The 22,305-nt window shown below is 43.6% G+C and carries 21 protein-coding genes and 2 pseudogenes; 12 read left to right on the top strand and 11 right to left on the bottom strand.

Annotation, left to right across the window (positions count from 1 at the left end; genetic code table 11):
• The first annotated feature begins 159 nt into the window (after window positions 1-159).
• The 10 genes from HBA50_RS10260 to HBA50_RS10230 all read left to right on the top strand — a co-directional run bounded on the left by HBA50_RS10260 (window position 160) and on the right by HBA50_RS10230 (window position 3,891).
• A complete protein-coding gene (locus HBA50_RS10260; RefSeq protein WP_243746234.1) occupies window positions 160-309 on the top strand; it encodes a hypothetical protein in 150 nt (49 codons plus the stop codon).
• Window positions 310-372: 63 nt separating this feature from the next.
• Window positions 373-522 carry a hypothetical protein gene (locus HBA50_RS10255; protein WP_243746233.1) on the top strand — a complete coding sequence of 50 codons (150 nt, stop codon included), beginning with the start codon at window positions 373-375 and terminating at the stop codon, window positions 520-522.
• Window positions 523-621: 99 nt separating this feature from the next.
• On the top strand, window positions 622-747 hold the full coding sequence (locus HBA50_RS10475; RefSeq protein ID WP_005589548.1) for a hypothetical protein: 126 nt from the start codon (window positions 622-624) through the stop codon (window positions 745-747).
• 63 nt (window positions 748-810) lie between these two features.
• A complete protein-coding gene (locus HBA50_RS10250) occupies window positions 811-960 on the top strand; it encodes a hypothetical protein (RefSeq protein ID WP_243746232.1) in 150 nt (49 codons plus the stop codon).
• Between the two features lie 99 nt (window positions 961-1,059).
• Window positions 1,060-1,185, top strand: a complete 126-nt coding sequence (locus tag HBA50_RS10470; protein WP_005589548.1) for a hypothetical protein — start codon at window positions 1,060-1,062, stop codon at window positions 1,183-1,185.
• 63 nt (window positions 1,186-1,248) lie between these two features.
• Window positions 1,249-1,398 carry a hypothetical protein gene (locus HBA50_RS10245; protein WP_243746232.1) on the top strand — a complete coding sequence of 50 codons (150 nt, stop codon included), beginning with the start codon at window positions 1,249-1,251 and terminating at the stop codon, window positions 1,396-1,398.
• Between the two features lie 39 nt (window positions 1,399-1,437).
• Window positions 1,438-1,587: a hypothetical protein gene (locus tag HBA50_RS10240; protein WP_243746231.1), complete on the top strand. Its 150-nt coding sequence runs from the start codon at window positions 1,438-1,440 to the stop codon at window positions 1,585-1,587.
• A 63-nt stretch (window positions 1,588-1,650) separates the two neighbouring features.
• Entirely contained in the window at window positions 1,651-1,791 is a 141-nt protein-coding gene (locus HBA50_RS10235; protein ID WP_243746230.1) for a hypothetical protein, read from the top strand.
• Window positions 1,792-2,112: 321 nt separating this feature from the next.
• Window positions 2,113-2,241, top strand: a complete 129-nt coding sequence (locus HBA50_RS10465) for a hypothetical protein (protein ID WP_279539037.1) — start codon at window positions 2,113-2,115, stop codon at window positions 2,239-2,241.
• Between the two features lie 1,317 nt (window positions 2,242-3,558).
• Entirely contained in the window at window positions 3,559-3,891 is a 333-nt protein-coding gene (locus tag HBA50_RS10230; RefSeq protein ID WP_243746229.1) for a hypothetical protein, read from the top strand.
• Window positions 3,892-3,973: 82 nt separating this feature from the next.
• On the opposite strand, the gene HBA50_RS10225 is transcribed toward HBA50_RS10230, so the two are convergent.
• From HBA50_RS10225 to gtfB, 4 genes and pseudogenes are all read right to left on the bottom strand, one after another.
• On the bottom strand, window positions 3,974-4,126 hold the full coding sequence (locus HBA50_RS10225; RefSeq protein WP_243746228.1) for a hypothetical protein: 153 nt from the start codon (window positions 4,124-4,126) through the stop codon (window positions 3,974-3,976).
• 343 nt (window positions 4,127-4,469) lie between these two features.
• Window positions 4,470-4,571 (bottom strand): annotated as a pseudogene (locus HBA50_RS10525) (KxYKxGKxW signal peptide domain-containing protein); the annotation flags it as partial.
• Between the two features lie 431 nt (window positions 4,572-5,002).
• Window positions 5,003-5,179: a hypothetical protein gene (locus HBA50_RS03230; RefSeq protein ID WP_045498459.1), complete on the bottom strand. Its 177-nt coding sequence runs from the start codon at window positions 5,177-5,179 to the stop codon at window positions 5,003-5,005.
• A 70-nt stretch (window positions 5,180-5,249) separates the two neighbouring features.
• Complete coding sequence (gene gtfB / locus HBA50_RS03225) at window positions 5,250-6,578, bottom strand: accessory Sec system glycosylation chaperone GtfB (protein ID WP_045498456.1); 1,329 nt, start codon at window positions 6,576-6,578, stop codon at window positions 5,250-5,252.
• Between the two features lie 103 nt (window positions 6,579-6,681).
• Between gtfB and HBA50_RS03220 the strand changes: the two are divergent.
• Window positions 6,682-7,242: pseudogene (locus HBA50_RS03220) on the top strand (transposase); the annotation flags it as partial.
• 236 nt (window positions 7,243-7,478) lie between these two features.
• On the opposite strand, the gene HBA50_RS03215 reads toward HBA50_RS03220, so the two are convergent.
• Together HBA50_RS03215 and HBA50_RS03210 are read right to left on the bottom strand one after the other, a co-directional pair.
• On the bottom strand, window positions 7,479-8,171 hold the full coding sequence (locus tag HBA50_RS03215) for a phosphoglycerate mutase (protein ID WP_045498451.1): 693 nt from the start codon (window positions 8,169-8,171) through the stop codon (window positions 7,479-7,481).
• 151 nt (window positions 8,172-8,322) lie between these two features.
• Window positions 8,323-8,775: a peroxide-responsive transcriptional repressor PerR gene (locus HBA50_RS03210; RefSeq protein ID WP_166492630.1), complete on the bottom strand. Its 453-nt coding sequence runs from the start codon at window positions 8,773-8,775 to the stop codon at window positions 8,323-8,325.
• A gap of 340 nt (window positions 8,776-9,115) precedes the next feature.
• Here HBA50_RS03210 and HBA50_RS03205 point away from each other — a divergent pair, with 340 nt between their 5' ends.
• Window positions 9,116-10,309, top strand: coding sequence for an L-lactate MFS transporter (locus tag HBA50_RS03205; RefSeq protein ID WP_005589531.1), 1,194 nt, complete (start codon window positions 9,116-9,118; stop codon window positions 10,307-10,309).
• Window positions 10,310-10,430: 121 nt separating this feature from the next.
• Here HBA50_RS03205 and HBA50_RS03200 read toward each other — a convergent pair whose 3' ends face one another.
• The 5 genes from HBA50_RS03200 to HBA50_RS03180 form a co-directional block, all read right to left on the bottom strand.
• Window positions 10,431-11,702, bottom strand: a complete 1,272-nt coding sequence (locus HBA50_RS03200) for a TRZ/ATZ family protein (RefSeq protein ID WP_045498445.1) — start codon at window positions 11,700-11,702, stop codon at window positions 10,431-10,433.
• Window positions 11,703-11,772: 70 nt separating this feature from the next.
• A complete protein-coding gene (locus HBA50_RS03195) occupies window positions 11,773-12,474 on the bottom strand; it encodes a DUF4947 domain-containing protein (RefSeq protein ID WP_045498442.1) in 702 nt (233 codons plus the stop codon).
• 196 nt (window positions 12,475-12,670) lie between these two features.
• Entirely contained in the window at window positions 12,671-12,946 is a 276-nt protein-coding gene (locus HBA50_RS03190; RefSeq protein WP_005589527.1) for an HU family DNA-binding protein, read from the bottom strand.
• A 110-nt stretch (window positions 12,947-13,056) separates the two neighbouring features.
• Window positions 13,057-13,890: a DegV family protein gene (locus HBA50_RS03185; RefSeq protein ID WP_045498438.1), complete on the bottom strand. Its 834-nt coding sequence runs from the start codon at window positions 13,888-13,890 to the stop codon at window positions 13,057-13,059.
• Window positions 13,891-14,075: 185 nt separating this feature from the next.
• Window positions 14,076-22,046: an SHIRT domain-containing protein gene (locus HBA50_RS03180; RefSeq protein WP_166492629.1), complete on the bottom strand. Its 7,971-nt coding sequence runs from the start codon at window positions 22,044-22,046 to the stop codon at window positions 14,076-14,078.
• Window positions 22,047-22,305 lie beyond the last annotated feature (259 nt).

The following is a 22,305-nucleotide window of genomic DNA, read 5'->3' as shown; positions in this document are numbered from 1 at the left end:
GCACTGATGCTTGCTGAGATAGACGCTGAGTTCTGGTTGTTAGATGCTGAAGCTGAGGCACTTTGGCTTGCGCTTACTGATGCTGAAGTACTTTGACTTGCAGATACAGATGCTGAAGCTGATTGACTAGCTGATACAGAGGCTGATTGGCTAGCACTGATGCTTGCTGAGATAGATGCTGAAGTGCTTTGGCTCGCACTAATTGACGCAGAGTGGCTCGCGCTTACTGAGATAGACGCTGAGTTCTGGTTGTTAGATGCTGAAGCTGAGACACTTTGGCTTGCGCTTACTGATGCTGAAGTACTTTGACTTGCAGATACAGAAGCTGAAGCTGATTGACTAGCTGATACAGAGGCTGATTGGCTAGCACTGATGCTTGCTGAGATAGATGCTGAAGTGCTTTGGCTCGCACTAATTGACGCAGAGTGGCTCGCGCTTACTGAGATAGACGCTGAGTTCTGGTTGTTAGATGCTGAAGCTGAAGCACTTTGGCTTGCGCTTACTGATGCTGAAGTACTTTGACTTGCAGATACAGACGCTGAAGCTGATTGACTAGCTGATACAGAGGCTGATTGGCTAGCTGATACTGAAGCTGATTGACTAGCACTTACTGATGCTGAAGTGCTTTGGCTCGCACTAATTGACGCAGACTGGCTCGCGCTTACTGAGATAGACGCTGAGTTCTGGTTGTTAGATGCTGAAGCTGAGGCACTTTGGCTTGCGCTTACTGATGCTGAAGTACTTTGACTTGCAGATACTGACGCTGAAGCTGATTGACTAGCTGATACAGAGGCTGATTGGCTAGCACTGATGCTTGCTGAGATAGATGCTGAAGCACTTTGGCTCGCACTAATTGACGCAGACTGGCTCGCGCTTACTGAGATAGACGCTGAGTTCTGGTTGTTAGATGCTGAAGCTGAAGCACTTTGGCTTGCGCTTACTGATGCTGAAGTACTTTGACTTGCAGATACAGACGCTGAAGCTGATTGACTAGCTGATACAGAGGCTGATTGGCTAGCTGATACTGAAGCTGATTGACTAGCACTTACTGATGCTGAAGTGCTTTGGCTCGCACTAATTGACGCAGACTGGCTCGCGCTTACTGAGATAGACGCTGAGTTCTGGTTGTTAGATGCTGAAGCTGAGGCACTTTGGCTTGCGCTTACTGATGCTGAAGTACTTTGACTTGCAGATACTGACGCTGAAGCTGATTGACTAGCTGATACAGAGGCTGATTGGCTAGCACTGATGCTTGCTGAGATAGATGCTGAAGCACTTTGGCTCGCACTAATTGACGCAGACTGGCTCGCGCTTACTGAGATAGACGCTGAGTTCTGGTTGTTAGATGCTGAAGCTGAGGCACTTTGGCTTGCGCTTACTGATGCTGAAGTACTTTGACTTGCAGATACAGACGCTGAAGCTGATTGGCTAGCACTGATGCTTGCTGAGATAGAGGCTGAAGCACTTTGGCTCGCACTAATTGACGCAGAGTGGCTCGCGCTTACTGAGATAGACGCTGAGTTCTGGTTGTTAGATGCTGAAGCTGAGGCACTTTGGCTTGCGCTTACTGATGCTGAAGTACTTTGACTTGCAGATACAGACGCTGAAGCTGATTGACTAGCTGATACAGAGGCTGATTGGCTAGCACTGATGCTTGCTGAGATAGAGGCTGAAGCACTTTGGCTCGCACTAATTGACTCAGAGTGGCTCGCGCTTACTGAGGTTGAAGCACTTTGGCTTGCAGATACAGAAACTGATGCGCTTTGGCTAGCTGATACAGATGCTGAGTGACTAGCACTTACTGATGCTGAAGCTGATTGACTTACAGATACTGATGCGCTAGCTGAGTGACTTGAGCTTACTGATGCTGACGCGCTTTGGCTAGCTGATACAGATGCTGAAGCTGATTGACTTGCAGATACTGACGCTGAAGTGCTTTGGCTAGCTGATACAGATGCTGAAGCTGATTGACTTACAGATACTGATGCGCTAGCTGATTGACTTGCACTTACAGAAGCTGAAGCTGATTGACTTACAGATACTGATGCGCTAGCTGATTGACTTGCACTTACAGAAGCTGAAGCTGATTGACTTGAGCTTACTGATGCTGAAGTGCTTTGGCTAGCTGATACAGATGCTGAGTGGCTAGCACTGATGCTTACTGAGATAGATGCTGAAGCGCTTTGGCTCGAACTAATTGACGCAGAGTGGCTCGCGCTTACTGAGGTTGAAGCACTTTGACTAGCTGATACGGATGCGCTGGCTGATTGGCTTGCTGATGCACTTTGGCTAGCATTTACTGAGCTTGATGCTGAGTGGCTCGCACTGATGCTTGCTGAGATAGATGCTGAAGCACTTTGACTTGCAGATACAGAAGCTGAAACTGATTGGCTAAGGGATCCGCTTTCTTTAACATTTACTTGAATGTCCTTAAAGTTAAGCTGTCCCGCTTCGTCAGTGATCTTATATTTGAGTGTTACAGTTCCTGTTCCAGTAGGCGTTCCAGAAATTTGGATAGATGGGATATAGCCAGTTTTACCAGCCCCTGGTTCATTGCTTTTAGTAGTAACTGTTAATCCAAGAGCTTCTAGTTCTTTCTTACCATGAATCAGTTCAACCGCTTGATCTGCAAGGTAAGAACTTTGCCAAGAGCCAACAGACTTATCTCCTTTGTTATTACCATCATGAACATATAAAGTTTCATTAACTCGTTTACCGACTTCAAGCTCAGGAACTAGTGGTTCAGGGGAAGGAATTAGTGAGTCTTTGCTCTTGTTGATAATTGACTCCTGCGCAGCCTCAGTTACAACTTCTTCTGGACGGCCTAGATAGGTAAAGAAGTCAGCATCCTTACCTCCCGATCCATTAGTCTGTCTGACGAGTACATTAGGATTTTCAGTTAAAACCGTCCCTGTAATAGTGAGTTTTGGAACATAGGTGAAATCAGCACGCCTTTCCACCCCTGTAACATACCTCAAGCCACTATATTTGGTTGTACCACCATTACCAGTGTACAAAAGCATAGAATTTTTAGCATCTTGCTCATATCTATACTGTTTATCATTATGGAAATATAAAGTTTCATTAACTCTATCGCCTACTTTATATTTTGCAAGAGGAGCCAGTGCTTCTTGTTTCCCTTCAGCATCATACGTTACAGCAGGTCCCTTAAACTGAGTAGTAGTAAGGTTCATGAATATGCTGGTTTGAGGAAAGCTACGTCCATCAAAGGTCACATCCAGATTGACACTACTATTAAATGCTTTTGGATTATCACTCTTGAAAGTTACATATGGAATATAACGTCCAGGAGCCACTTCCACACGACCTGTTTCCGAGGTAATATTATATTTCTCTTGTGCTTCTTGCCAGTTTCGAGTCTCTAGAGTTGTTCTTGCAGAAAGTCCTGCAAACTCACTATCCTTATATGAACCGTAAGGATATTCGTCCGCATCAAATTGAGACTTATGCATGTAATATGTTACCGAGAAAGGAACACCTGCTCGTCCCAGAAAGACCCGTTGTCTATTTAAACGACCACTTGTTTCTGGAGAGTTGATGCTATATGGATCGGTATTTAGAAAGAAAGGTTCTTTTGATCCAGTATCGATCGGATTTGCTCTAAATCCAGAATACCCTGTCTTTGGTGCAGTCGCTACAGTATTGTCTACCTTTTGGTTTTTCTCAGCTTGCTTGGTTGTATCCTTGCCTTGGGCTTGGTTCTTATCCGCTATCACACCAGCTGCGATATTGTTGCTTGTCGTTGCTGCTTGGCTTGTGCTAAGAGCTGCACTTGCCAAACTTTGGTTAGCACTACCTGATACAAGACTTACCTCAGGGTTGACCTTAAGGTTGAGCGATGCAGAAGCTGAGGTAGACACAGAAGCCTGAGCTGATGGTTCGCTAACAACTGATGCACTCTCAACTACAGAGGCAGGTGCTTGAGCGCTTGCTGATTCTGATGGTGTAGAGCTTACTGATGCAGATGCTTTTGCACTTGCTGAGACTGATGTAGGAGCTGATGCTGATTGACTTGCTGAGGCAGATTGACTGACTGAAGCTGACTGACTTGCTGAGGCAGATTGACTGACTGAAACTGACTGACTCGCACTCGCTTGATCCTCAACAGATTGACTGACTGATACAGAAGCTGTTGCAGATGCTTGTTCTGCTTGAGCTTTCTTTACTTCTGCTTGCGCTTGAGCGATGATTGAGTTGGCACTTGTTTCAGCCGCTTTCGGTTCAGCTGCGATGACTGTTTTATCCTTTTCTGTATACTCAGATGTTTCATCCGCATAAACAGTTTGCTCTTGAGTCATCACAAATCCTGCAGCCCCCGCGGCCAGGATTCCCCCTATACCCGCTAGCGTGTTAAAACTAAGGTATGCGTGATCAAGTTCTTCAGTGTCTGACAGGGTACTAGAGACAACTTCGCCCATCCCACCGATACGGAAGAGATCCAATTGAGAATTCGAGGCTTTTACCCAGTTTTTACCCGACTTGTAAAGCTTATAACGCTTTTTCTCATCTACGATCTCGAAATCTTTGTTAAATTTTTTACTTCGAAACATTCGATTCCTTTCTTTTATCCAATTGCGACCCTTTGTTAATCTCATGACCATTAACAAAGTGTAGATTGCGCTGCCTCCCAAAACCAGAGTTAATAAAAGTTGCAGTCAGTTTCAGTTTTTATCCCTTTGACTCAGAAAAAGCAGATTCCATCTGGGATATACCAGCCGTTTTTATCCAGTATATACCACTCATCATTTTACCAAAACGGATTCCCTTTTTCAAGTAATTATATGTAAAATAACAAATGAAAATAGCTAATTTTTTCAGAAAATCCGCTTTTAAGCTTCAAATTGTTGAAAGCGTTTTATTATCTTTTGAACCTCTACTCCCCCCTTTCACACTAGTTCAATTAGATAGAGGCAAAAAAACCTTGACGATTTGCTCGTCAAGGTTCATCTTTTCCAGAGACCTCCTCCATCCAGAAAAAATCCTAGAAAAAGTGTCCCAACTGCATGATGATTGTGACCAAGAGGGTGATAAGAAAGAGAATGCCACCTAACACTGCAATCATACTAAACTCTTGCTTCTCTCTTTTCAACGGTCTCCTACGATTATCTAGTTGCTCGTTGATATGTTCCTGCAGAATTCCCTTTTGCTTCTCTGGCATGATTGTCCTCCCTTACTAAATCTGCATAAAGGAACTTGCCCTCATCGAAAGCAAGTTCTCATGTATCTGGTTAAATAATGGCCTTATATTGCTCCAAACTAGCTTGATTAGCAGCCTGTTTCTGTCTAGTAAGTGCTGCTTCCATCTCTGATGAATGGGCAAGGGCACTTTGAATCTTATCCACCATGCCTGAGACATTTTCTGGTGCGTAAATGTGATCATCCGCAATAAATCGACGGCTATGACAAGTATTTGTGAAACTGAGAATCAACATGTTGTTCTCAAAAGCTGTGCGACAAGCATTAAGAATTTCATCGCTGATATTGATATCTAGATACAAGTCACATCTCTCAAAAAGCTCTGCAACCTTTGCCGGACGAATATTTGGATAAAGCGAAACATTCGGATAACGATTGAGCCCCATCAAATGGCCAGACATTTCTGTGATGGCTCCAATATGGAAATGTACATTTGGCAGCTGAGTCAAGAGCTGCTCTATTTGCTCAAGCTGATCACTATTGGTCAAAATCAAGGCTTCTGGATTCATATTATTAAGACGTTGGTAATCATAAATATAACCAATATTGTGGAAATAGACTTTTTCTTCCGGTGTTGCCAAGCTTTGAATTTTCTCATATACCTGCCTGTCCTGAACAGCGATGCGGATATTGCGATGAGGCATTTTCATAGCTACTTTCATATTTCCAGGTAAGGCTTCTCCGATAGGCTCCTGCCAGAAAAGAACATCTTCTGCACGACCATTTTTAGGACGAAGAGCGTAGGCCACCAAGAAGGGGGTTGCTAGAGAATTATAAATAATACGATCTGTATCATATCCACGATATTGCAGATAAAAGACGACAAATTCTTGTTTAGATTTAAAAATATGACGCTTTCCTTCAAGTGTCAAGATGATATCACCAGTCAGATGATTTTCCATAATGACCACGACATTGCTCTGGTCAAAATAACGAGTATGGGTCGGACGTTGTGTCTGGTCGTAGGTTATTTGTGCAAAAAGCCGTCCTTTGCGATTGTAGATATCTGCCGCTCGGACTTGCCCCTCTGTATCCAACCATTCGACAGCCCGCACACGTCTTTCATGTGTCGGTTGGCGATAGAAAATATTCGCACGCTTCTTGCCCATATCCAAGATTTCGCCATTTACATTGCTAGAGCGAATCTCCCATAGATGCGGTTTGGGGACAAGATTAAAATAAATTGGACGGCCCTCTGGTGTGTCCAAATCTCCTGTAAAATAACTGTAAGGAGACTCGACATCTGGTGAAAGATAGCCATCGTCTTGTACAACAACAACAGGACAATCAAGTCCTGTTGCTTTTAATGAACGTAACAAATCAAAACTTGCTTGATCATAGCGGTCAAACAAACAAATCATAGTGGTTATGCCTTTCTTTCTGAATCCTACTTAGTTGGTCTGAGCCGATCGAACCAGATCAGACCAGCGCTGGGCAATATGCTCATCAAGGTAAGGCTCAGCTATCTCACTCGCTAAACAATCTTTTTGTGCGGTCAAGAAAACCTCTCCAATGCTTGAAGAGGTTCGCTACTATGCTCAAGAATTGCTTCGTCTTTCTGAACGCAGACAAGTTGTCTTAAACGACATGGTAGCTCTAGCTCAGCCTTTACCAGAGTATGACATCTTACGGTCAATTCCTAGCATCGCAGAAACCACAGCGACATCTATCATTGGCGAATTGGGAGATATTCATCGCTTTCAGTCTACCAATCAATTCAATGCTTTTATTGGCATTGACCTGAGACACTATGAATCTAGGAACTTTCTCGCTAAGGAACACATCACTAAACGAGGTAATCCCTATGCCAGAAAAATCTTGTTCAAGTGCATTCACAACATCGCTTCAGCTAGTCATACCAATCCCTGCCATATCGCTGACTTTTATGAGAAACGAAAAAGACAATCGACAATAGCTTCAACTAAGCCACTTACGATTGCCTCTATACATCGTCTCATTCGAACAATGTATTACCTCATTACGCATAACAAACTTTACGATTATTCTTTGACCCAAAATCGATAAGGCTGTCTATGCCGTATTATGGTAACACCTTGTTTCAAAAATACCAGATAAGGTGTTTTTTAGCATGCCCTTTTATGGATCAAAAAGTGTTAAAAATAAGACAGTAACCTCAGAATAGCTACTGTCTTATCTCTTTTTTTACTTAAAGCCTTGATAGACTTGACAAATGGTAGAAAAGAGCCGAATTTTTCTCCAATAATGAGAAAAAGCCCTGCTAGGCAGAGCTCTATCATCAATTATTTTCCAAGGTAGTATTCAGCAACTACGTTCAATTTTTCGTCGAATTCGAATACCAATGGTGGGAAGTTAGGGATTTCCACGTCCATGATTTCGTCGTCTGACAAGCGTTTGATGTGTTTTACAAGGGCACGGATTGAGTTACCGTGAGCTCCTACGAATACATTTTTACCATCTTTAAGTGCTGGAGCGATTTTATCTTCCCAGAATGGAAGGGCACGTTCCAAAGTTACTTTCAAGTTTTCAGCATCTGGAATAACTGAATCGTCAAGTGAAGCGTAACGACGGTCAGTGTGAGCTGAGTGCTCATCATCACGGTCCATGTTTGGAGGCAATACATCGTATGAACGACGCCAGATGTGAACTTGCTCATCACCAAATTGTTCAGCAGCTTCAGCCTTGTTTTTACCAGTCAAACCACCGTAGTGACGTTCGTTCAAGCGCCATGATTTTTCAACTGGAACCCAAAGTTGGTCAGCTGCTTCAAGCGCCAAGTTTGTTGTTTTGATCGCACGTTTCAAAACTGAAGTGTAAGCTTGGTCAAATTCGATACCTGCTTCTTTGATCAATTTACCAGCGTCGATTGCTTGTTGTGTCCCTTTTTCAGAAAGATCTACATCAGCCCAACCAGTGAAAAGGTTAGCTTTGTTCCATTCAGACTCACCATGGCGAGCAAAAACCAATTTTACCATTAGATGGATTCTCCTTTTATTTTCCGGGGTTTGCCCCGTTTATCTATTCTATTTTACAAAATTTTCTCTCAAAAATCTAGTCTCAGTGAGATATTTGTGAAATTTTCCACTTGCTCAGACTTTTGAAAAAATTAATTCTCACTCAAGACTTCTAGCTAGCCACTTGTTCTTGCTGGGCGCACTCTGGACAAATACCATAAACGACCATCTGACTCTTGGTGATTTGATAACCGGTCTGCTCTGCTGCTTCCTGCTGAACGTCTGGCAAATCCAAGTCCATATCCGCAATCCGACCACATTTTTCACAAATGACATTGAGGTGCTGATGCCCCATAAAATCATAATAGGTCGTCGTGTCATTTCGGACTTTGAGCTCAGATACAAAGCCCTCATCAATCAACACTTTTAGGTTGTTATAAACAGTCGCCAAGCTCATATTGGGAAATTCAGGCAAGAGGGCTTGGTAAATCATCTCTGTGCTAGGGTGGTCATGACTGCTGATGATAAAAGCAATCACGGCCTTTCTCGTCTCTGTGATTCGAACACCTTTCAGCCTCAGATGTTCAATTACTTCCTGGTAATTCTTTTCATACTCTTCATTCATCTTCTCTATACTCCATCCACATTCATTCTAGCTTATTTCCATTATATCATGACAAACATAGATTTTCTATTAAGAATGATTGTAAATAAGGAAAAATATTAATCTGCCTAATAGACTTATTCATTTTAATTAAGTAGATTTTTGCCTCAAAGCACGATATGATAGAGATGTTAACAAATATGTAAGCGCTTAATTTTAATATATCAGTTTTATAGTAAGAAATTCTGTAGCCAAACTTCTGCTATTTTACCTGCCTTGCAGGAAACATGCAGGACAACTATTTGGGTACAGCTGGTTTTCTATCACTTTTTAGAAAAAATATATAAATGAGGATATCATTATGAAAAAAACACCAAATCGCTGGTTCATTTTAGCAGCAGCTATCTTAACCAACCTTTCTTTAGGTGCTGGATACGCCTGGTCTGTTTTTCAAAAAGCGCTGCTGGAAGCCAATGCTAGCCAAGGATGGGTGCAAGCTCAAACCTCTCTAGCCTTCAGTATCTCTTTTGCAATGGTGCCAATCGGCATGATTATTTTCGGACCTAAAGTCGATTCATTAGGCCCTAAGAAATTTGTCTTTCTAGGAGGCATTCTCTTTGGTGCTGGTATGTTTGCTACAGGATTTGCAACTTCTCTTCCTGTACTCTACTTAACCTACGGGGTTGTCCTTGGTCTCGGTATCGGATCAGCCTATGGCGCTTCAACTTCTGTCGCTACCAAATGGTTCCCTGATAAAAAAGGGCTCGCGGGTGGTTTAACCGCTGCTGGCTTTGGACTTGGACCACTAATCATCGGACCACTTGCCAAAACTCTCATCGCTTCAATGGGCGTTTATTCTACATTTAAAGTTCTGGGAATTGCCCTACTTGTCGTTATCTGCTGCTCTTCTCTTGTCATGGAAAAAGCTCCAGTAGCTGCTCCAGCAGCAGGAAGTTCTTCACCGACAGGAAAAACTCACAAAGAAATGCTACGCGAAGGCAACTTCTGGTTGCTGTGGCTCATCTACATTTTAGGTGCTACTGGTGGTATGATGATTATCGGTTCAGCAGCGTCTATCTCTGACCAATATAAACTAGTTGGAGAAGCCACTCTATTCGTTATGCTGGTTTCTATTGCCAATACTTTTGGACGAATCTTCTGGGGAGCTGTATCGGACAAAATCGGGCGCTACCCTACTGTAATCGCCATGTTTGGCGCCGTCGCTGGTGGCTTGGCGCTGACCGCTCTCTTTAAAGGGGAGGGAAGCATCCTTGCAATCTTAGGCGTCATGCTTGTCGCCCTATCCTTCGGTGGCTTCCTTGGATCTTTCCCAGGTATTACAGCCGAAAATTGGGGCGTGGCCAACGTCGGTACAAACTACGGCTGGATGTTCACGGCCTATGGTGTTGCAGCTATTGCCGGACCACAGTTGGGAGCTCGACTTGCTCAAGCAAACAAGGGAGACTATTCAATGGCTTTCTACATCGTTATTGGTATGGCACTCCTTGGTATCGTCCTACAATTATTCTATATTTCTAAATCAAAGAAAGCTTAAATCTATTACTAACTCTGGGGTAACCCAGAGTTTTTCTTTGACAAAGAAACTGTTAGCCAGCAGAAAGTGAAAAGAGCTCTTCTGATTAGTATAAAAGCCGAGACAAACTCGGCTTTTATGTTTAACGGAACGATTCTAGATCAACGGTCAGCACTTGGCCGTCTCGGACAACCTGCTGCCCAGCAATGTAGACATCCTGAACATCGCTACCCTTGACTGCGTATACTAGGTGCGACAGCATATTTTCCAAAGGATAGAGGTGAAGTCGTCCCTTAGGCTGAATGGCAATGAAATCGGCTTGCTTGCCCGCTTCCAGACTGCCAATTTTGTTATCCAATCCTAGTGCCTTGGCTCCTTCAATGGTCAAAGCTTTCAAGGCCTGCTCGATCGTAAACTGGGTCGCATCTCCTGCTCGCATCTTCTGGAGGAGGGCTGCTGTCCGACCTTCTTCAAACATGTCCAGATTATTATTAGAAGCGACAGAGTCCGTCGCTAAGCCAACGGTCACCACAGCGGCTAGTAAGTCTGTCACTGGAGCCACACCAGAAGCCAGCTTGAGGTTGCTGATAGGATTGTGGGCGATGCTGACTGGAGAAGCCGCTAAATCCGCAATCTCTGACGGATTGAGCTCAACCCCGTGAGCAAAAATGGCTGGCTGCTCCAAGTAGCCAAGCTCTTTCAAGAAAGCCAAAGGCCGTTTACCATAGCGCTCCAGGATGATTTTATTTTCTTCCTGAGTCTCTGCCACATGGATATGAAGCTTCAAATCCAGCTCACGAGCTAGCTCAAGACTGCCCTTGAGTAGATCTTCGTCACAGGCATAGGGCGAATGCGGCGCCACCATGACCTTAAAATCTTCATCTTCATAAGCGAGGATTTCCTCAATAATGGCCCGAGTACGTGCCAGAGTCTCTTCGGCTGTTTCCGACTCTGAGCTAAAGAGGGTTGGTGAGAAATAGCAGCGCATACCAGACTGCCGCACAGTCTCATAGATTCGGTCAATCTCCACCCCTTGAGGATTATACATATCGTTAAAAGTCGTTGTTCCCGATTGGAGCATTTCAGCTAGAGCCAGCTGGACAGCTTTGGTTGTTAGAGCCGATGTGAATTGGCTTTCTGCTGGCCAGATATAATCCTCCAGCCATTCATGTAGATTGCTGTCATCACGAATCCCACGCAGCAAGGTCATGGCTGAGTGCGTATGGCAGTTGACCAGCCCTGGCATGATCCATGCTCCTTCATAATCCACCAGCTCGCTGCACTGTTCTAGCCAGGCCTCGTCATAGGGACCACAGTAGGCAATGCGTTCATCCTCAACCACAAGTAAACCTTCCCAATAAACATGAAATGCGCTGTCACAGGTCACCAGATTGACATTTGTATAAGCTTTCATCCTTGCTCCTTCTCATTTCGTTTTAGCTATTATAGCAAGCCTAGTAAACTAGCGCAAGAATTTTCCAAGATTATTTAAAATAAAGATAATCAGGATTGGGAGTCATATAATACAACTCTCCTTTAGAGAAAATCAGATTAATTTTATGTTGCTTATAGCTATATAAAATATAGTCACTCTCCAACTGATGGTCTTGGTTCAAGCTAGCTGCCTGTGCAATATCCGCTGCTGTTACATAGAAAGCTTTTGCCTGCTCTTCCGTCACATGCTGACCTCGATAGAGCTCTTTTATATTTTCTAACTCCTGAGCTTTAAAAGTGTCCTTAATGTAATTCGGATCCTTTATGACGGCCTCTGGCTCGCCAAGAACCTTTTTGACTTGCTCCTCTGTATAGCCTTTGAAATCAGGCGTTTGAGCACTAAATCCTCCTTCAAAAGAACGATAATACACCTTGGCATTACCTGTTGCATAGATCTTGTCTTTATTGGCAGACTGTGCATCTTGAGGCAAACCATCCGTTACTTCATCTGGCGAACTTGTCGCCTTACTCTCAGAAGCTGGAGCACTAGATGATGAGGTCTGGCTACTCTTTGATTTTTCTTGCTGACTGGAGCCTGTAGCTTTCGTCGATTCTGATTTCTTTGGTATTTTCACCTTTTGGACAGAAGAGGCTTCAGACCTAGGAACTCTTTTCCTTGGATAATAGCAAGCTGTCAAAGCTATAACAGCCACAAGCATGGTTAAAAAGGTTATTACTCTTTTAAAATTCATAGCTACCCCCATTTCTTAGCTACATTATATCATATTTTAAATTGATCAGAAGGAGTATCCTGATTTTTGCTGCCTTCTCTAATAAACAAATACTATGTCTTCTAGAAAGTTCAGATGATTAATGTTATACCAAAACATAAGAAAAAACCTACTGCACAAGCTAGGAAGCTGATACAGTAGGCTTTTAATTTTTGTCTTATTTAACAGCGTCTTTAAGAGCTTTACCTGCTTTGAAAGCTGGAACTTTAGAAGCTGCGATTGTGATTTCTTTACCAGTTTGTGGGTTGCGACCTTTACGTGCTGCACGCTCACGAACTTCAAAGTTACCAAAACCGATCAATTGAACTTTTTCACCTTTTGAAAGGTATTCTGTAACTGCTGCAAATACAGCGTCAACTGCTGCTGCTGAATCTTTTTTAGTCAATTCTGTAGCTTCTGCCACTTTTGCGATCAAATCTTGTTTGTTAGCCATTTAACAAATCCTCCAATTTTTTTCTGGGTTAATAACCCTAACAGATATTATCATATCTAAAAAAAGCGCCTAGGTCAAGTCTTAAGCAGACATTTTACAAATAATTTACTCTATTTATAGCGAACTAGAACGGCCCATGCATTTTCTCCAGTGTGAGTTTGGATGATGGAACCTGTTTCTAAGACAGAGATTGGTTTTTCAACAAACTCTTGTAACTCTTCCTTCATTTGATTGGCAAATTCTGGTCCACCCGCATAGGAAATTCCTATTTCTTCAATTTCCTTCTCTTTCAGAGACTCTTTCAAGTCATCCAGCCATTTCTTGAAGGTTTTAGCGCCCCTTCCTTTGACAATAGGAGTCAAGGTATGATTTGTCATCTGCATGACGACACGAATATTTAAAAGCGAGCTAATCAGACCGGTCACACGGCCGATACGACCACCTTTGACTAAATTTTCTAAGGTTGATACGCCGATGTATAGCTCCGTCTTGGCTTTGACTTCCTCAAGTTTTTCTAAAATCTCCTCCAAATTCGCTCCAGCTTTTGCAATTTTAGCAGCCTCAACGACTTGGAACTTCATCGCTTGGTCCGTGAAAGAACTATCGACAACCGTTACATCAGCCTTAGCCAAGGTAGCACCCTGACGAGCTGCCTCTACAGTGCCAGATAAAGCATGAGACATGTGAATCGAGATAATTTGGACATCTTCCGCTGACAAATCTTCGAAAACCTCAGAAAATACTCCAACTGGTGGTTGGCTAGTCTTAGGTAGATTTTTACTAGACTTCATCAACCGAAGGAATTCTCCCTCTTTCAAATTTGCATCCGAGTAGACTACACCGTCAATCATGACTGTCAAAGGAACTATCGTAATATTCAAATCTTTTGCTAGTTCAGGCTCAATCGTAATCGAAGAGTCTGTCACAATTTTAATTTTTGCCATATTTTCCCTACTTTTATCCTATTATTGAGTCTATTATACCAAAAAATCCTAAATTTTTGTGAATCAATCTTAGCTTAATCCATAAATCTCAGAAAAATAAGAGCCTTCTAAGTCAAACACTACTTAGAAGACTCTTAACTAGTTGATTGAGGCACTAGCCAAAGCTTACACAAAGAGATGCTCTTTTAAGCCTCATCATCTTTGCGCTTGTGACCAAGAATCATGAATCCTAGACCCGCAAGAAGAGCACTTGTCGTCGCTCCCGCGATTGAAACTGGAGCAGTGCTACCTGTATTTGGTAAGGTCGCTTGTTTAGTCTTATCTCCTGCAGGAGTTGGAACAGCTGGCTTAGCATTTGGAACAGGTTTGCTTTCAGGCTTCTTCGCCAACTGATCCGTTTGAACTTTAGCTTCTGAATCAGTCTCTTGAGTTGGCTTCACTTCTGGAGTCACTGGTGGAACTGGACTTGGCTGAGGTTCTGGTTTCGGAACCGGTTGCGGTTGTGGCGCTGGTTCTGGTTGAGGTTCTGGTTTCGGCTGCGGTGCTGGTTCCGGTCGTGGTTGAGGACTAGGAACTTGCTTCGCTTCAAAGGCCCACTTACCTACGAAGGTCAAACTTGTCTCCTCTTCCACTTTTTCATAGCCCAGGAATTTCCAAGTACCATTTGCAGCAGCCACTTCTACAGGCATCGGTGCTTCTGGAACAAAAGCAATCGCTGCAGAAGAACTTGTAGTATATGTTCCACTTTGTGGAAGTAAGCTCAATACTTCTGTTGGCAAGTTATTGTCTGCCGTAGCACTTTCGAAGCGGTAAGTCACTTTATAGGTTTCAGTTACCGGTGCAGGCAAAACATTAACTGGTACAGAAACTTCAGTAGAAGAACCATCTGGATAGTCAACACGGACTGTACCGCTATAAGTACCTGGTTTTGTAGTATCTATTTGACCCGCAGGCGTGATATCGACTACCTTAGTCCCAGCTGGAAGGCTTGGCAAGTTCGTCACATTATCGATCAAGTTTGGTTTGTCTCCAATCTTGATGATTTCTTCCGTTACCTGAGGCGTATAAGTTTCAGAATTTTTCGGATTTGCTTTGAATTCCCATTTACCTACAAACTCAACATTTGCCTTGTTCACGACTGCACTAGCTGCGTCGTAGCCCTTGAAAGTCCATGTGCCGTCGTTCACAGTATCTGTGTATGTGGTTTGGGATGGTTGTTGAGCCGAAACAGAGGCACCATTCACATATGTTGCACTGTCGCTTGGGGTCAATGCGGCGATGGCTGCTGGAAGAGCTTGACCTGCTGTTTCGCTCTCGAAGCGATAAGTAGCTTGGTACTTCTTAGCTTCAAAGACCCATTTTCCTACAAACTCAACATTTGCCTTGTTGACAACTGCACTAGCTGCGTCGTAGCCCTTGAAGGTCCATGTGCCGTCGTTCACAGTATCTGTGTATGTGGTTTGGGATGGTTGTTGAGCGGAAACAGAGGCACCATTCACATATGTTGCACTGTCGCTTGGAGTCAAGGATGTGATAGCCGCTGGAAGAGCTTTACCTGCCGTTGCGCTCTCGAAGCGGTAAGTAGCTTGGTACTTGTTGGCTTCAAAGGTCCATTTACCTACAAATTCTACATTAGCCTTGTTGACAACGGCGCTAGCTGCGTCATAGCCCTTGAAGGTCCATGTGCCGTCGTTCACTGTGTCTGTGTAGGTCGCTTGCACTGGTTGCTGAGCGGAAACAGAGGCACCATTCACATAAGTCGCACTGTCGCTTGGAGTCAATGCTGCGATGGCTGCTGGAAGTTGCTTACCTGCTGTTGCGCTCTCGAAGCGATAAGTAGCTTGATACTTGTTGGCTTCAAAGGCCCATTTCCCTACAAACTCTACATCAGCCTTGTTAACAACGGCGCTAGCTGCATCATAGCCCTTGAAGGTCCATGTGCCATCGTTCACTGTGTCTGTGTAGGTCGCTTGCGCTGGTTGCTGAGCGGAAACAGAGGCACCATTCACATAAGTTGCACTGTCGCTTGGAGTCAATGCTGCGATGGCTGCTGGAAGTTGCTTACCTGCTGTTGCGCTCTCGAAGCGATAAGTAGCTTGATACTTGTTGGCTTCAAAGGCCCATTTCCCTACAAACTCTACATCAGCCTTGTTAACAACGGCGCTAGCTGCATCATAGCCCTTGAAGGTCCATGTGCCATCGTTCACTGTGTCTGTGTAGGTCGCTTGCGCTGGTTGCTGAGCGGAAACAGAGGCACCATTCACATAAGTTGCACTGTCGCTTGGAGTCAATGCTGCGATGGCTGCTGGAAGTTGCTTACCTGCTGTTGTGCTCTCGAAGCTGTAAGTAGCTTGGTACTTGTTGGCTTCAAAGGCCCATTTTCCTACAAACTCTATATTAGCCTTGTTGACAACGGTGCTAGATGCGTCATAGCCCTTGAAGGTCCAGGTGCCATCATTCACAGTATCTGTGTAAGTGGTTTGTGATGGTTGTTGAGCGGAAACAGAGGCACCATTCACATAAGTTGCACTGTCGCTTGGAGTCAATGCTGCGATGGCTGCTGGAAGTTGCTTACCTGCTGTTGTGCTCTCGAAGCTGTAAGTAACTTGGTACTTGTTGGCTTCAAAGGCCCATTTTCCTACAAACTCTATATTAGCCTTGTTGACAACGGTGCTAGATGCGTCATAGCCCTTGAAGGTCCAGGTGCCATCATTCACAGTATCTGTGTAAGTGGTTTGTGATGGTTGTTGAGCGGAAACAGAGGCACCATTCACATAAGTTGCACTGTCGCTTGGAGTCAATGCTGCGATGGCTGCTGGAAGTTGCTTACCTGCTGTTGTGCTCTCGAAGCTGTAAGTAACTTGGTACTTGTTGGCTTCAAAGGCCCATTTTCCTACAAACTCTATATTAGCCTTGTTGACAACGGTGCTAGATGCGTCATAGCCCTTGAAGGTCCAGGTGCCATCATTCACAGTATCTGTGTAAGTGGTTTGTGATGGTTGTTGAGCGGAAACAGAGGCACCATTCACATAAGTTGCACTGTCGCTTGGAGTCAATGCTGCGATCGCTGCTGGAAGTGCTTGACCTGCCGTCTCACTCTCGAAGCGGTAACTTGCTTGGTACTTATTAGCTTCAAAGGCCCATTTCCCTACAAACTCAACATCGGACTTGTTGACAACGGCGCTAGATGCGTCATAGCCCTTGAAGGTCCATGTGCCATCATTCACTGGGTCTGTGTAGGTGGTTTGAGATGGTTGTTGAGCGGAAACAGTATTGCCATTTTCATAACTTGCACTGTCGCTTGGAAGCAACGTTGCGATACCTGCTGGAAGTTGCTTACCTGCCGTCTCACTCTCGAAGCGGTAACTTGCTTGGTACTTATTAGCTTCAAAGGCCCATTTCCCTACAAACTCAACATCGGACTTGTTGACAACGGCGCTAGATGCGTCATAGCCCTTGAAGGTCCATGTGCCATCATTCACTGGGTCTGTGTAGGTGGTTTGAGATGGTTGTTGAGCGGAAACAGTATTGCCATTTTCATAACTTGCACTGTCGCTTGGAAGCAACGTTGCGATACCTGCTGGAAGTTGCTTACCTGCTGTTGCGCTTGCAAAGCTGTAAGTAGCCTGGTACTTGTTGGCTTCAAAGGCCCACTTACCTATAAACTCTACATTATCCTTGTTGACAACGGCGCTAGCTGCATCATAGCCCTTGAAGGTCCATGTGCCGTCATTCACACTATCTGTGTAAGTGGTTTGTGATGGTTGTTGAGCGGAAACAGAGGCACCATTCTCATAAGTTGCACTGTCGCTTGGGGTCAATGATGTGATGGCTGCTGGAAGAGCCTTACCTGCTGTCTCACTCTCGAAGCGATAAGTAGCTTGGTACTTCTTGGCTTCGAAGGTCCATTTTCCTACAAACTCTACATCGGCCTTATTAACAACGGCGCTAGCTGCGTCATAGCCCTTGAAGGTCCATGTGCCATCATTCACTGTATCTGTGTATGTAGTTTGAGATGGTTGTTGAGCGGAAACAGAGGCACCATTCACATATGTTGCACTGTCGCTTGGAGTCAATGCTGCGATCGCTGCTGGAAGTTGCTTACCTGCTGTTGCGCTCTCGAAGCGATAAGTAGCTTGATACTTGTTGGCTTCAAAGGCCCATTTCCCTACAAACTCTACATCAGCCTTGTTAACAACGGCGCTAGCTGCATCATAGCCCTTGAAGGTCCATGTGCCATCGTTCACTGTGTCTGTGTAGGTCGCTTGCGCTGGTTGCTGAGCGGAAACAGAGGCACCATTCACATAAGTTGCACTGTCGCTTGGAGTCAATGCTGCGATGGCTGCTGGAAGTTGCTTACCTGCTGTTGCGCTCTCGAAGCGATAAGTAGCTTGATACTTGTTGGCTTCAAAGGCCCACTTACCTGTGAAAGTCAAATCAGCTTTTTTCACAATCTTACTTTTGGCATCATAACCAGCGAAAGTCCAGGTACCATCATTCACATCATCTTTGTAAGTCTTTGTTGTCGGCTCTTCTGGTACAACTTTTTGCGTGTTGTAATAGCTTGAGCTGTCTTTTGGTGCTTTCTTCTGGATAAATTCAGGCAAATCAACACCAGCCGTTTCGCTTTCAAAAGTATAGCTTACATGATGCGGTCTAGGCGTTGCTTCCCAGATACCTGTAAATGTCACGCGCTTGCCATTATAGGCCGCATTCTTCTGATCGTAACCTTTGAAGGTCCAGACATAGTCTTTTTCTTCTTCAACTACTGATTCTTTAGCAGGCTGTTTGGCTACAATGGTGTCTCCAACCTTATAAGAAGCCTCATCACTTGGCAGCATTCCCAAAATACTTTGTGGCAATGGAACACGCGCGTCAGAAGATTTGAATACATATTCTGGATTTGGAGTAGGCACCCAGCTTCCAAGGAAAGTCTGTCTGCCTTTTGCTACAACAATTTTTTCTTTATCGTATCCTGCAAATGTCCAAGTTACCTTGTTTGCTGTGTCAACATAAGTCGTTTCACTTGGTTGCTCAGCATCTACTTCTGTAAGGAACAGACCGCCCATCTTATAATCAATTGGGTTTTTCGGAGTCAACTTGGTGATATGATCTGGTAATACGAAATCAGGATTAGTTGATTGGAACTGATAGTCGACACCATTTGGCTCAAAGCTCCACGTTCCAGTTATGGTTTTGACTTTCGTTCCTGCAATAGCTTTTCCGTATTTAGCTGTATCAAAACCATGGAAAGTCCAAGTACCTGTCGGAACAGTTACTGTAGATGTGTCAAGCTTGCTTGCATCTTTGTAATCGTCAGCTCGTCCAACGAAATCAGTGCCAGCTGGAAGCATATCGCGAATCTTATTTGGAAGAGGATAAGCAGGAGTCGAGTTAGTAAATTTATACTCTACCCTATAGATCGTATCAGACTGATTGGTAGGAACCAAAATCCATTTCCCTCTAAAGATAACGTCTCCTGCCTCGACTGTTTTCACACGTGGAGAAATAGTCGTATTATCATCTTCATAGTAGTCATCAAATACCCAAGTCCCTCGGCCATCAGGATCCTCAAATCTTGTTTTAGATGGCATTTTAACGCGAGCTTTTTCACCCTTGACAAATTCTCTTTCGTAAGTGATTAGATTATACAAAGTTGATGGCGGATAGATCGTTTGACCAGAATCATCTTTTGAATCTGTATAGAAGTCATAATAAACACTACGCTTGGTCGGTTCAAAGGTCCAGTGGAGAGTGTAAGTAGAGTCCTCATCGTCAGTTGGCTTTTCCACTTCCTCAGGTTGCTTAGAAACCCATGTACCATCATTTTCTTCATCTGTGTATGTGTAAAAATCGCGAAGGACATTCTTGACATTATCAGAATACTCATCTGGAGATGTCGTGATAGGAGCAGGGATTTGTGCCTTCAAATCATCAGGAATAGTCTTCCCTGGAGTATCACTGACAAAATTAAAGGAAACAACCTTATCTCTGTGTGGTGTGAAGGACCAAGTACCTGTAAAGAGGACCTTATCTTTATTGACCACTTTACTATCAGCGTCATAGCCTTCAAATTTCCAAGTTCCCTTGTTGGCAAAGTCCATGTAGGTCGTCTTAAGGGGAGCTACTGCATTTACAGTATCGCCATCATTATAGGTATTTGTATTACTTGGCGTTAGGGCTTTAACTTCCTCTGGTAGAGATAGGCTAGGATCCTTACTGATGAACTCATAGTTTTCTGAATACTTGTCTGCTACAAAAGTCCAAGTACCTGTGAACTTAAGGTTCCATCCTTTGTGATCCCACTCGCTCACTGGCTTTTCTTTAAAATCGTAACCTTTAAAGGTCCAGGTACCCTTGTTAGTTTTGTCATAGTAGGACTCTTGAATCGGTCTAACAGACTGAACCATCTCACCTTTCGGGTATTGCTTTCTCTTTGCATACTCCCATTCAGGCATATTTGTTGGCTTCAAATTATTAATTTCCGCTGGAAGAGGCTTATCTGAGCTATCGCTGATAAACTCATAAGTCGGTTTCCGAGGAACCCCTTTAAATACAAACTCCAATGGTATTGTAACTTTTGGTATTTCCCCATATGTAGCCGCCCGCTCTAGTTCACGACTGAAGGTTAAATCTACTACATCTTCCTCAAAGGTCCAATTTCCTTCATTTTCCGCATCATAGAAGGGTTTGTAGAGATTTTGAGCTTCATCGTAGCGAAGCAAGGCTGCTACCGTATCCAGTATATCTTTAGGTAAATACTCATGGCGTTCATCAAACTGATTGAGAGAAAGCTTGTAATCGTATAGCCTACTTTCTAGATCTTTTATCTCCTTAGGAAGAGGTAATTTATATTCGTCACGTGAGGTCTTAGGACTACTTGGTAAATGATAAAAATTCTCAAAATCGTGCTGGTTCATAGGTTTGTAGGATACAGTGACATCCTCAAAGTATTTCCAAGTTCCTACGAACTCTACATCGCCATTGTTTGCCACTTTACTTGGAGCATCAAAGCCAGTCAAAGCCCAATAGCCTTTTCGGTTAGGAAATTCTTCTGAAGTATAAAAAACATAGTGAAATTCTTTTGCTTTTACTACTTCACCCTCAGCAAATCTTCTTCTATCTTCTGGACTCCAATTTGCAACATAAGATGGCGGAGTTTTTCCAGGTGAGCCATTAACCGCTCTATAGGTAGCCTTATATGGTGTCGGCGTAAATTCCCACTTACCTGTGAAGAAAACATCATCTTTGTCAATCACCTGACTATCATGGTCATAGCCCTTAAAGGTCCATCTACCACTTCCATCATACTCTACATAAGTTGTTTCAGTTGGCTGGATGGCCTTTACTTTATCGCCCTTTTTGTAGATTTTTGTATCTTCTGGCTTCAAGTAGTTCAGAGCAAGCGGAGTTGTTTTTCCTGGTGTAGCACTTTCAAACTCATAAAGTGCTGAGCGAGGAGTTTTATCCTGATCTGGGATGAACTTCGGATTTTTATCACGAAGACCAGAATTGACAAAGTTCACGAGATTGCGATAAACCTTATCAATTTCTTCTTGCTTTGTTGCAGTTTGAAGCACACCATCAGCAGCCGTCATTACGCCATTCAAGATTTCTAGACTATCGTCTGTCTTACTTGAAAAGTCCTTGCTGCGCAAGTTTTTGAGGTAGTTCTCTAAAGCGCTCTTATTTAGACTTGCATTTGCTGAAGCAGGTTGAGCAGTGGCTGCAGCTGGTTGGCTTGTGCCTGTAGCTGGCTGAGCATTTTTAAAAATAGTCGAATCTGTCGCTTGACTTGCCTCTGTCTCAGCAGGCGTAGCAGATTTCAATGAGGCTTGGTTATCCCCTTGCGTTTCTGTCTGTGCTGGCGCAGGAACTGTTGTTGTGATAGCCTCTTTACTTTCTACTTGCACGGGTGCAGAAGGCGTTACTGAGACAGTCTCTTGAGTTTCTGTTTTCGCTGGTTCAGAAGTTCCCACCGAGACTTGATTTTCTGACTTATTTTCTACTTGAGCTGTAGCCACAAGCTCATCCGCATGGGCTACTTGACCCGCTCCAATCGCTGCGGGTGCAAACAAAAATCCAATCGCAAGTGATACAGTAGCAACTGATAATTTGCGGATTGAATACTTTATCTTTCTATCCTGGAAAAACATCTTTTCCTCCTTTTTGCTTTTTCGATAACTATTATAGCATAAAGAAGAGGAATTGCATATATTTTGAATTATTATTTAAGGGTTTATGATTACTTATAGGATAGCAAATTCACCCTATATAAATATAGATATTCGCCTATTTTTTCAGTAGAAATTATCTCATCCAACCCAAAAAAAATTGAAAAAGATAGCTAGCTATACTTCTTCAATCTTCTTGATTTCTTTCTACCGGCAGGGAATATTCAAGATGCTGGTAAGT

The sequence above is a fragment of the Streptococcus cristatus ATCC 51100 genome, assembly GCF_011612585.1.
In the GTDB taxonomy this organism is placed as follows: domain Bacteria; phylum Bacillota; class Bacilli; order Lactobacillales; family Streptococcaceae; genus Streptococcus; species Streptococcus cristatus_H.
This window is presented reverse-complemented; position numbering and strand designations above follow the sequence as displayed.

Excerpts from the sequence above, each read along its gene's own strand:
- HBA50_RS10230 (WP_243746229.1), top strand. The coding sequence starts at position 3,559 with ATGCTATATGGATCGGTATTTAGAAAGAAAGGTTCTTTTGATCCAGTA.
- gtfB (WP_045498456.1), bottom strand. The coding sequence starts at position 6,578 with ATGATTTGTTTGTTTGACCGCTATGATCAAGCAAGTTTTGATTTGTTA.
- HBA50_RS03185 (WP_045498438.1), bottom strand. The coding sequence starts at position 13,890 with ATGGCAAAAATTAAAATTGTGACAGACTCTTCGATTACGATTGAGCCT.
- HBA50_RS03195 (WP_045498442.1), bottom strand. The coding sequence starts at position 12,474 with ATGAATTTTAAAAGAGTAATAACCTTTTTAACCATGCTTGTGGCTGTT.
- HBA50_RS10245 (WP_243746232.1), top strand. The coding sequence starts at position 1,249 with ATGCTTGCTGAGATAGATGCTGAAGCACTTTGGCTCGCACTAATTGAC.
- HBA50_RS03180 (WP_166492629.1), bottom strand. The coding sequence starts at position 22,046 with ATGTTTTTCCAGGATAGAAAGATAAAGTATTCAATCCGCAAATTATCA.
- HBA50_RS03200 (WP_045498445.1), bottom strand. The coding sequence starts at position 11,702 with ATGAAAGCTTATACAAATGTCAATCTGGTGACCTGTGACAGCGCATTT.
- HBA50_RS10255 (WP_243746233.1), top strand. The coding sequence starts at position 373 with ATGCTTGCTGAGATAGATGCTGAAGTGCTTTGGCTCGCACTAATTGAC.
- HBA50_RS03205 (WP_005589531.1), top strand. The coding sequence starts at position 9,116 with ATGAAAAAAACACCAAATCGCTGGTTCATTTTAGCAGCAGCTATCTTA.
- HBA50_RS10235 (WP_243746230.1), top strand. The coding sequence starts at position 1,651 with ATGCTTGCTGAGATAGAGGCTGAAGCACTTTGGCTCGCACTAATTGAC.
- HBA50_RS10250 (WP_243746232.1), top strand. The coding sequence starts at position 811 with ATGCTTGCTGAGATAGATGCTGAAGCACTTTGGCTCGCACTAATTGAC.
- HBA50_RS03210 (WP_166492630.1), bottom strand. The coding sequence starts at position 8,775 with ATGAATGAAGAGTATGAAAAGAATTACCAGGAAGTAATTGAACATCTG.
- HBA50_RS03190 (WP_005589527.1), bottom strand. The coding sequence starts at position 12,946 with ATGGCTAACAAACAAGATTTGATCGCAAAAGTGGCAGAAGCTACAGAA.
- HBA50_RS03230 (WP_045498459.1), bottom strand. The coding sequence starts at position 5,179 with ATGCCAGAGAAGCAAAAGGGAATTCTGCAGGAACATATCAACGAGCAA.
- HBA50_RS10240 (WP_243746231.1), top strand. The coding sequence starts at position 1,438 with ATGCTTGCTGAGATAGAGGCTGAAGCACTTTGGCTCGCACTAATTGAC.
- HBA50_RS10260 (WP_243746234.1), top strand. The coding sequence starts at position 160 with ATGCTTGCTGAGATAGATGCTGAAGTGCTTTGGCTCGCACTAATTGAC.
- HBA50_RS03215 (WP_045498451.1), bottom strand. The coding sequence starts at position 8,171 with ATGGTAAAATTGGTTTTTGCTCGCCATGGTGAGTCTGAATGGAACAAA.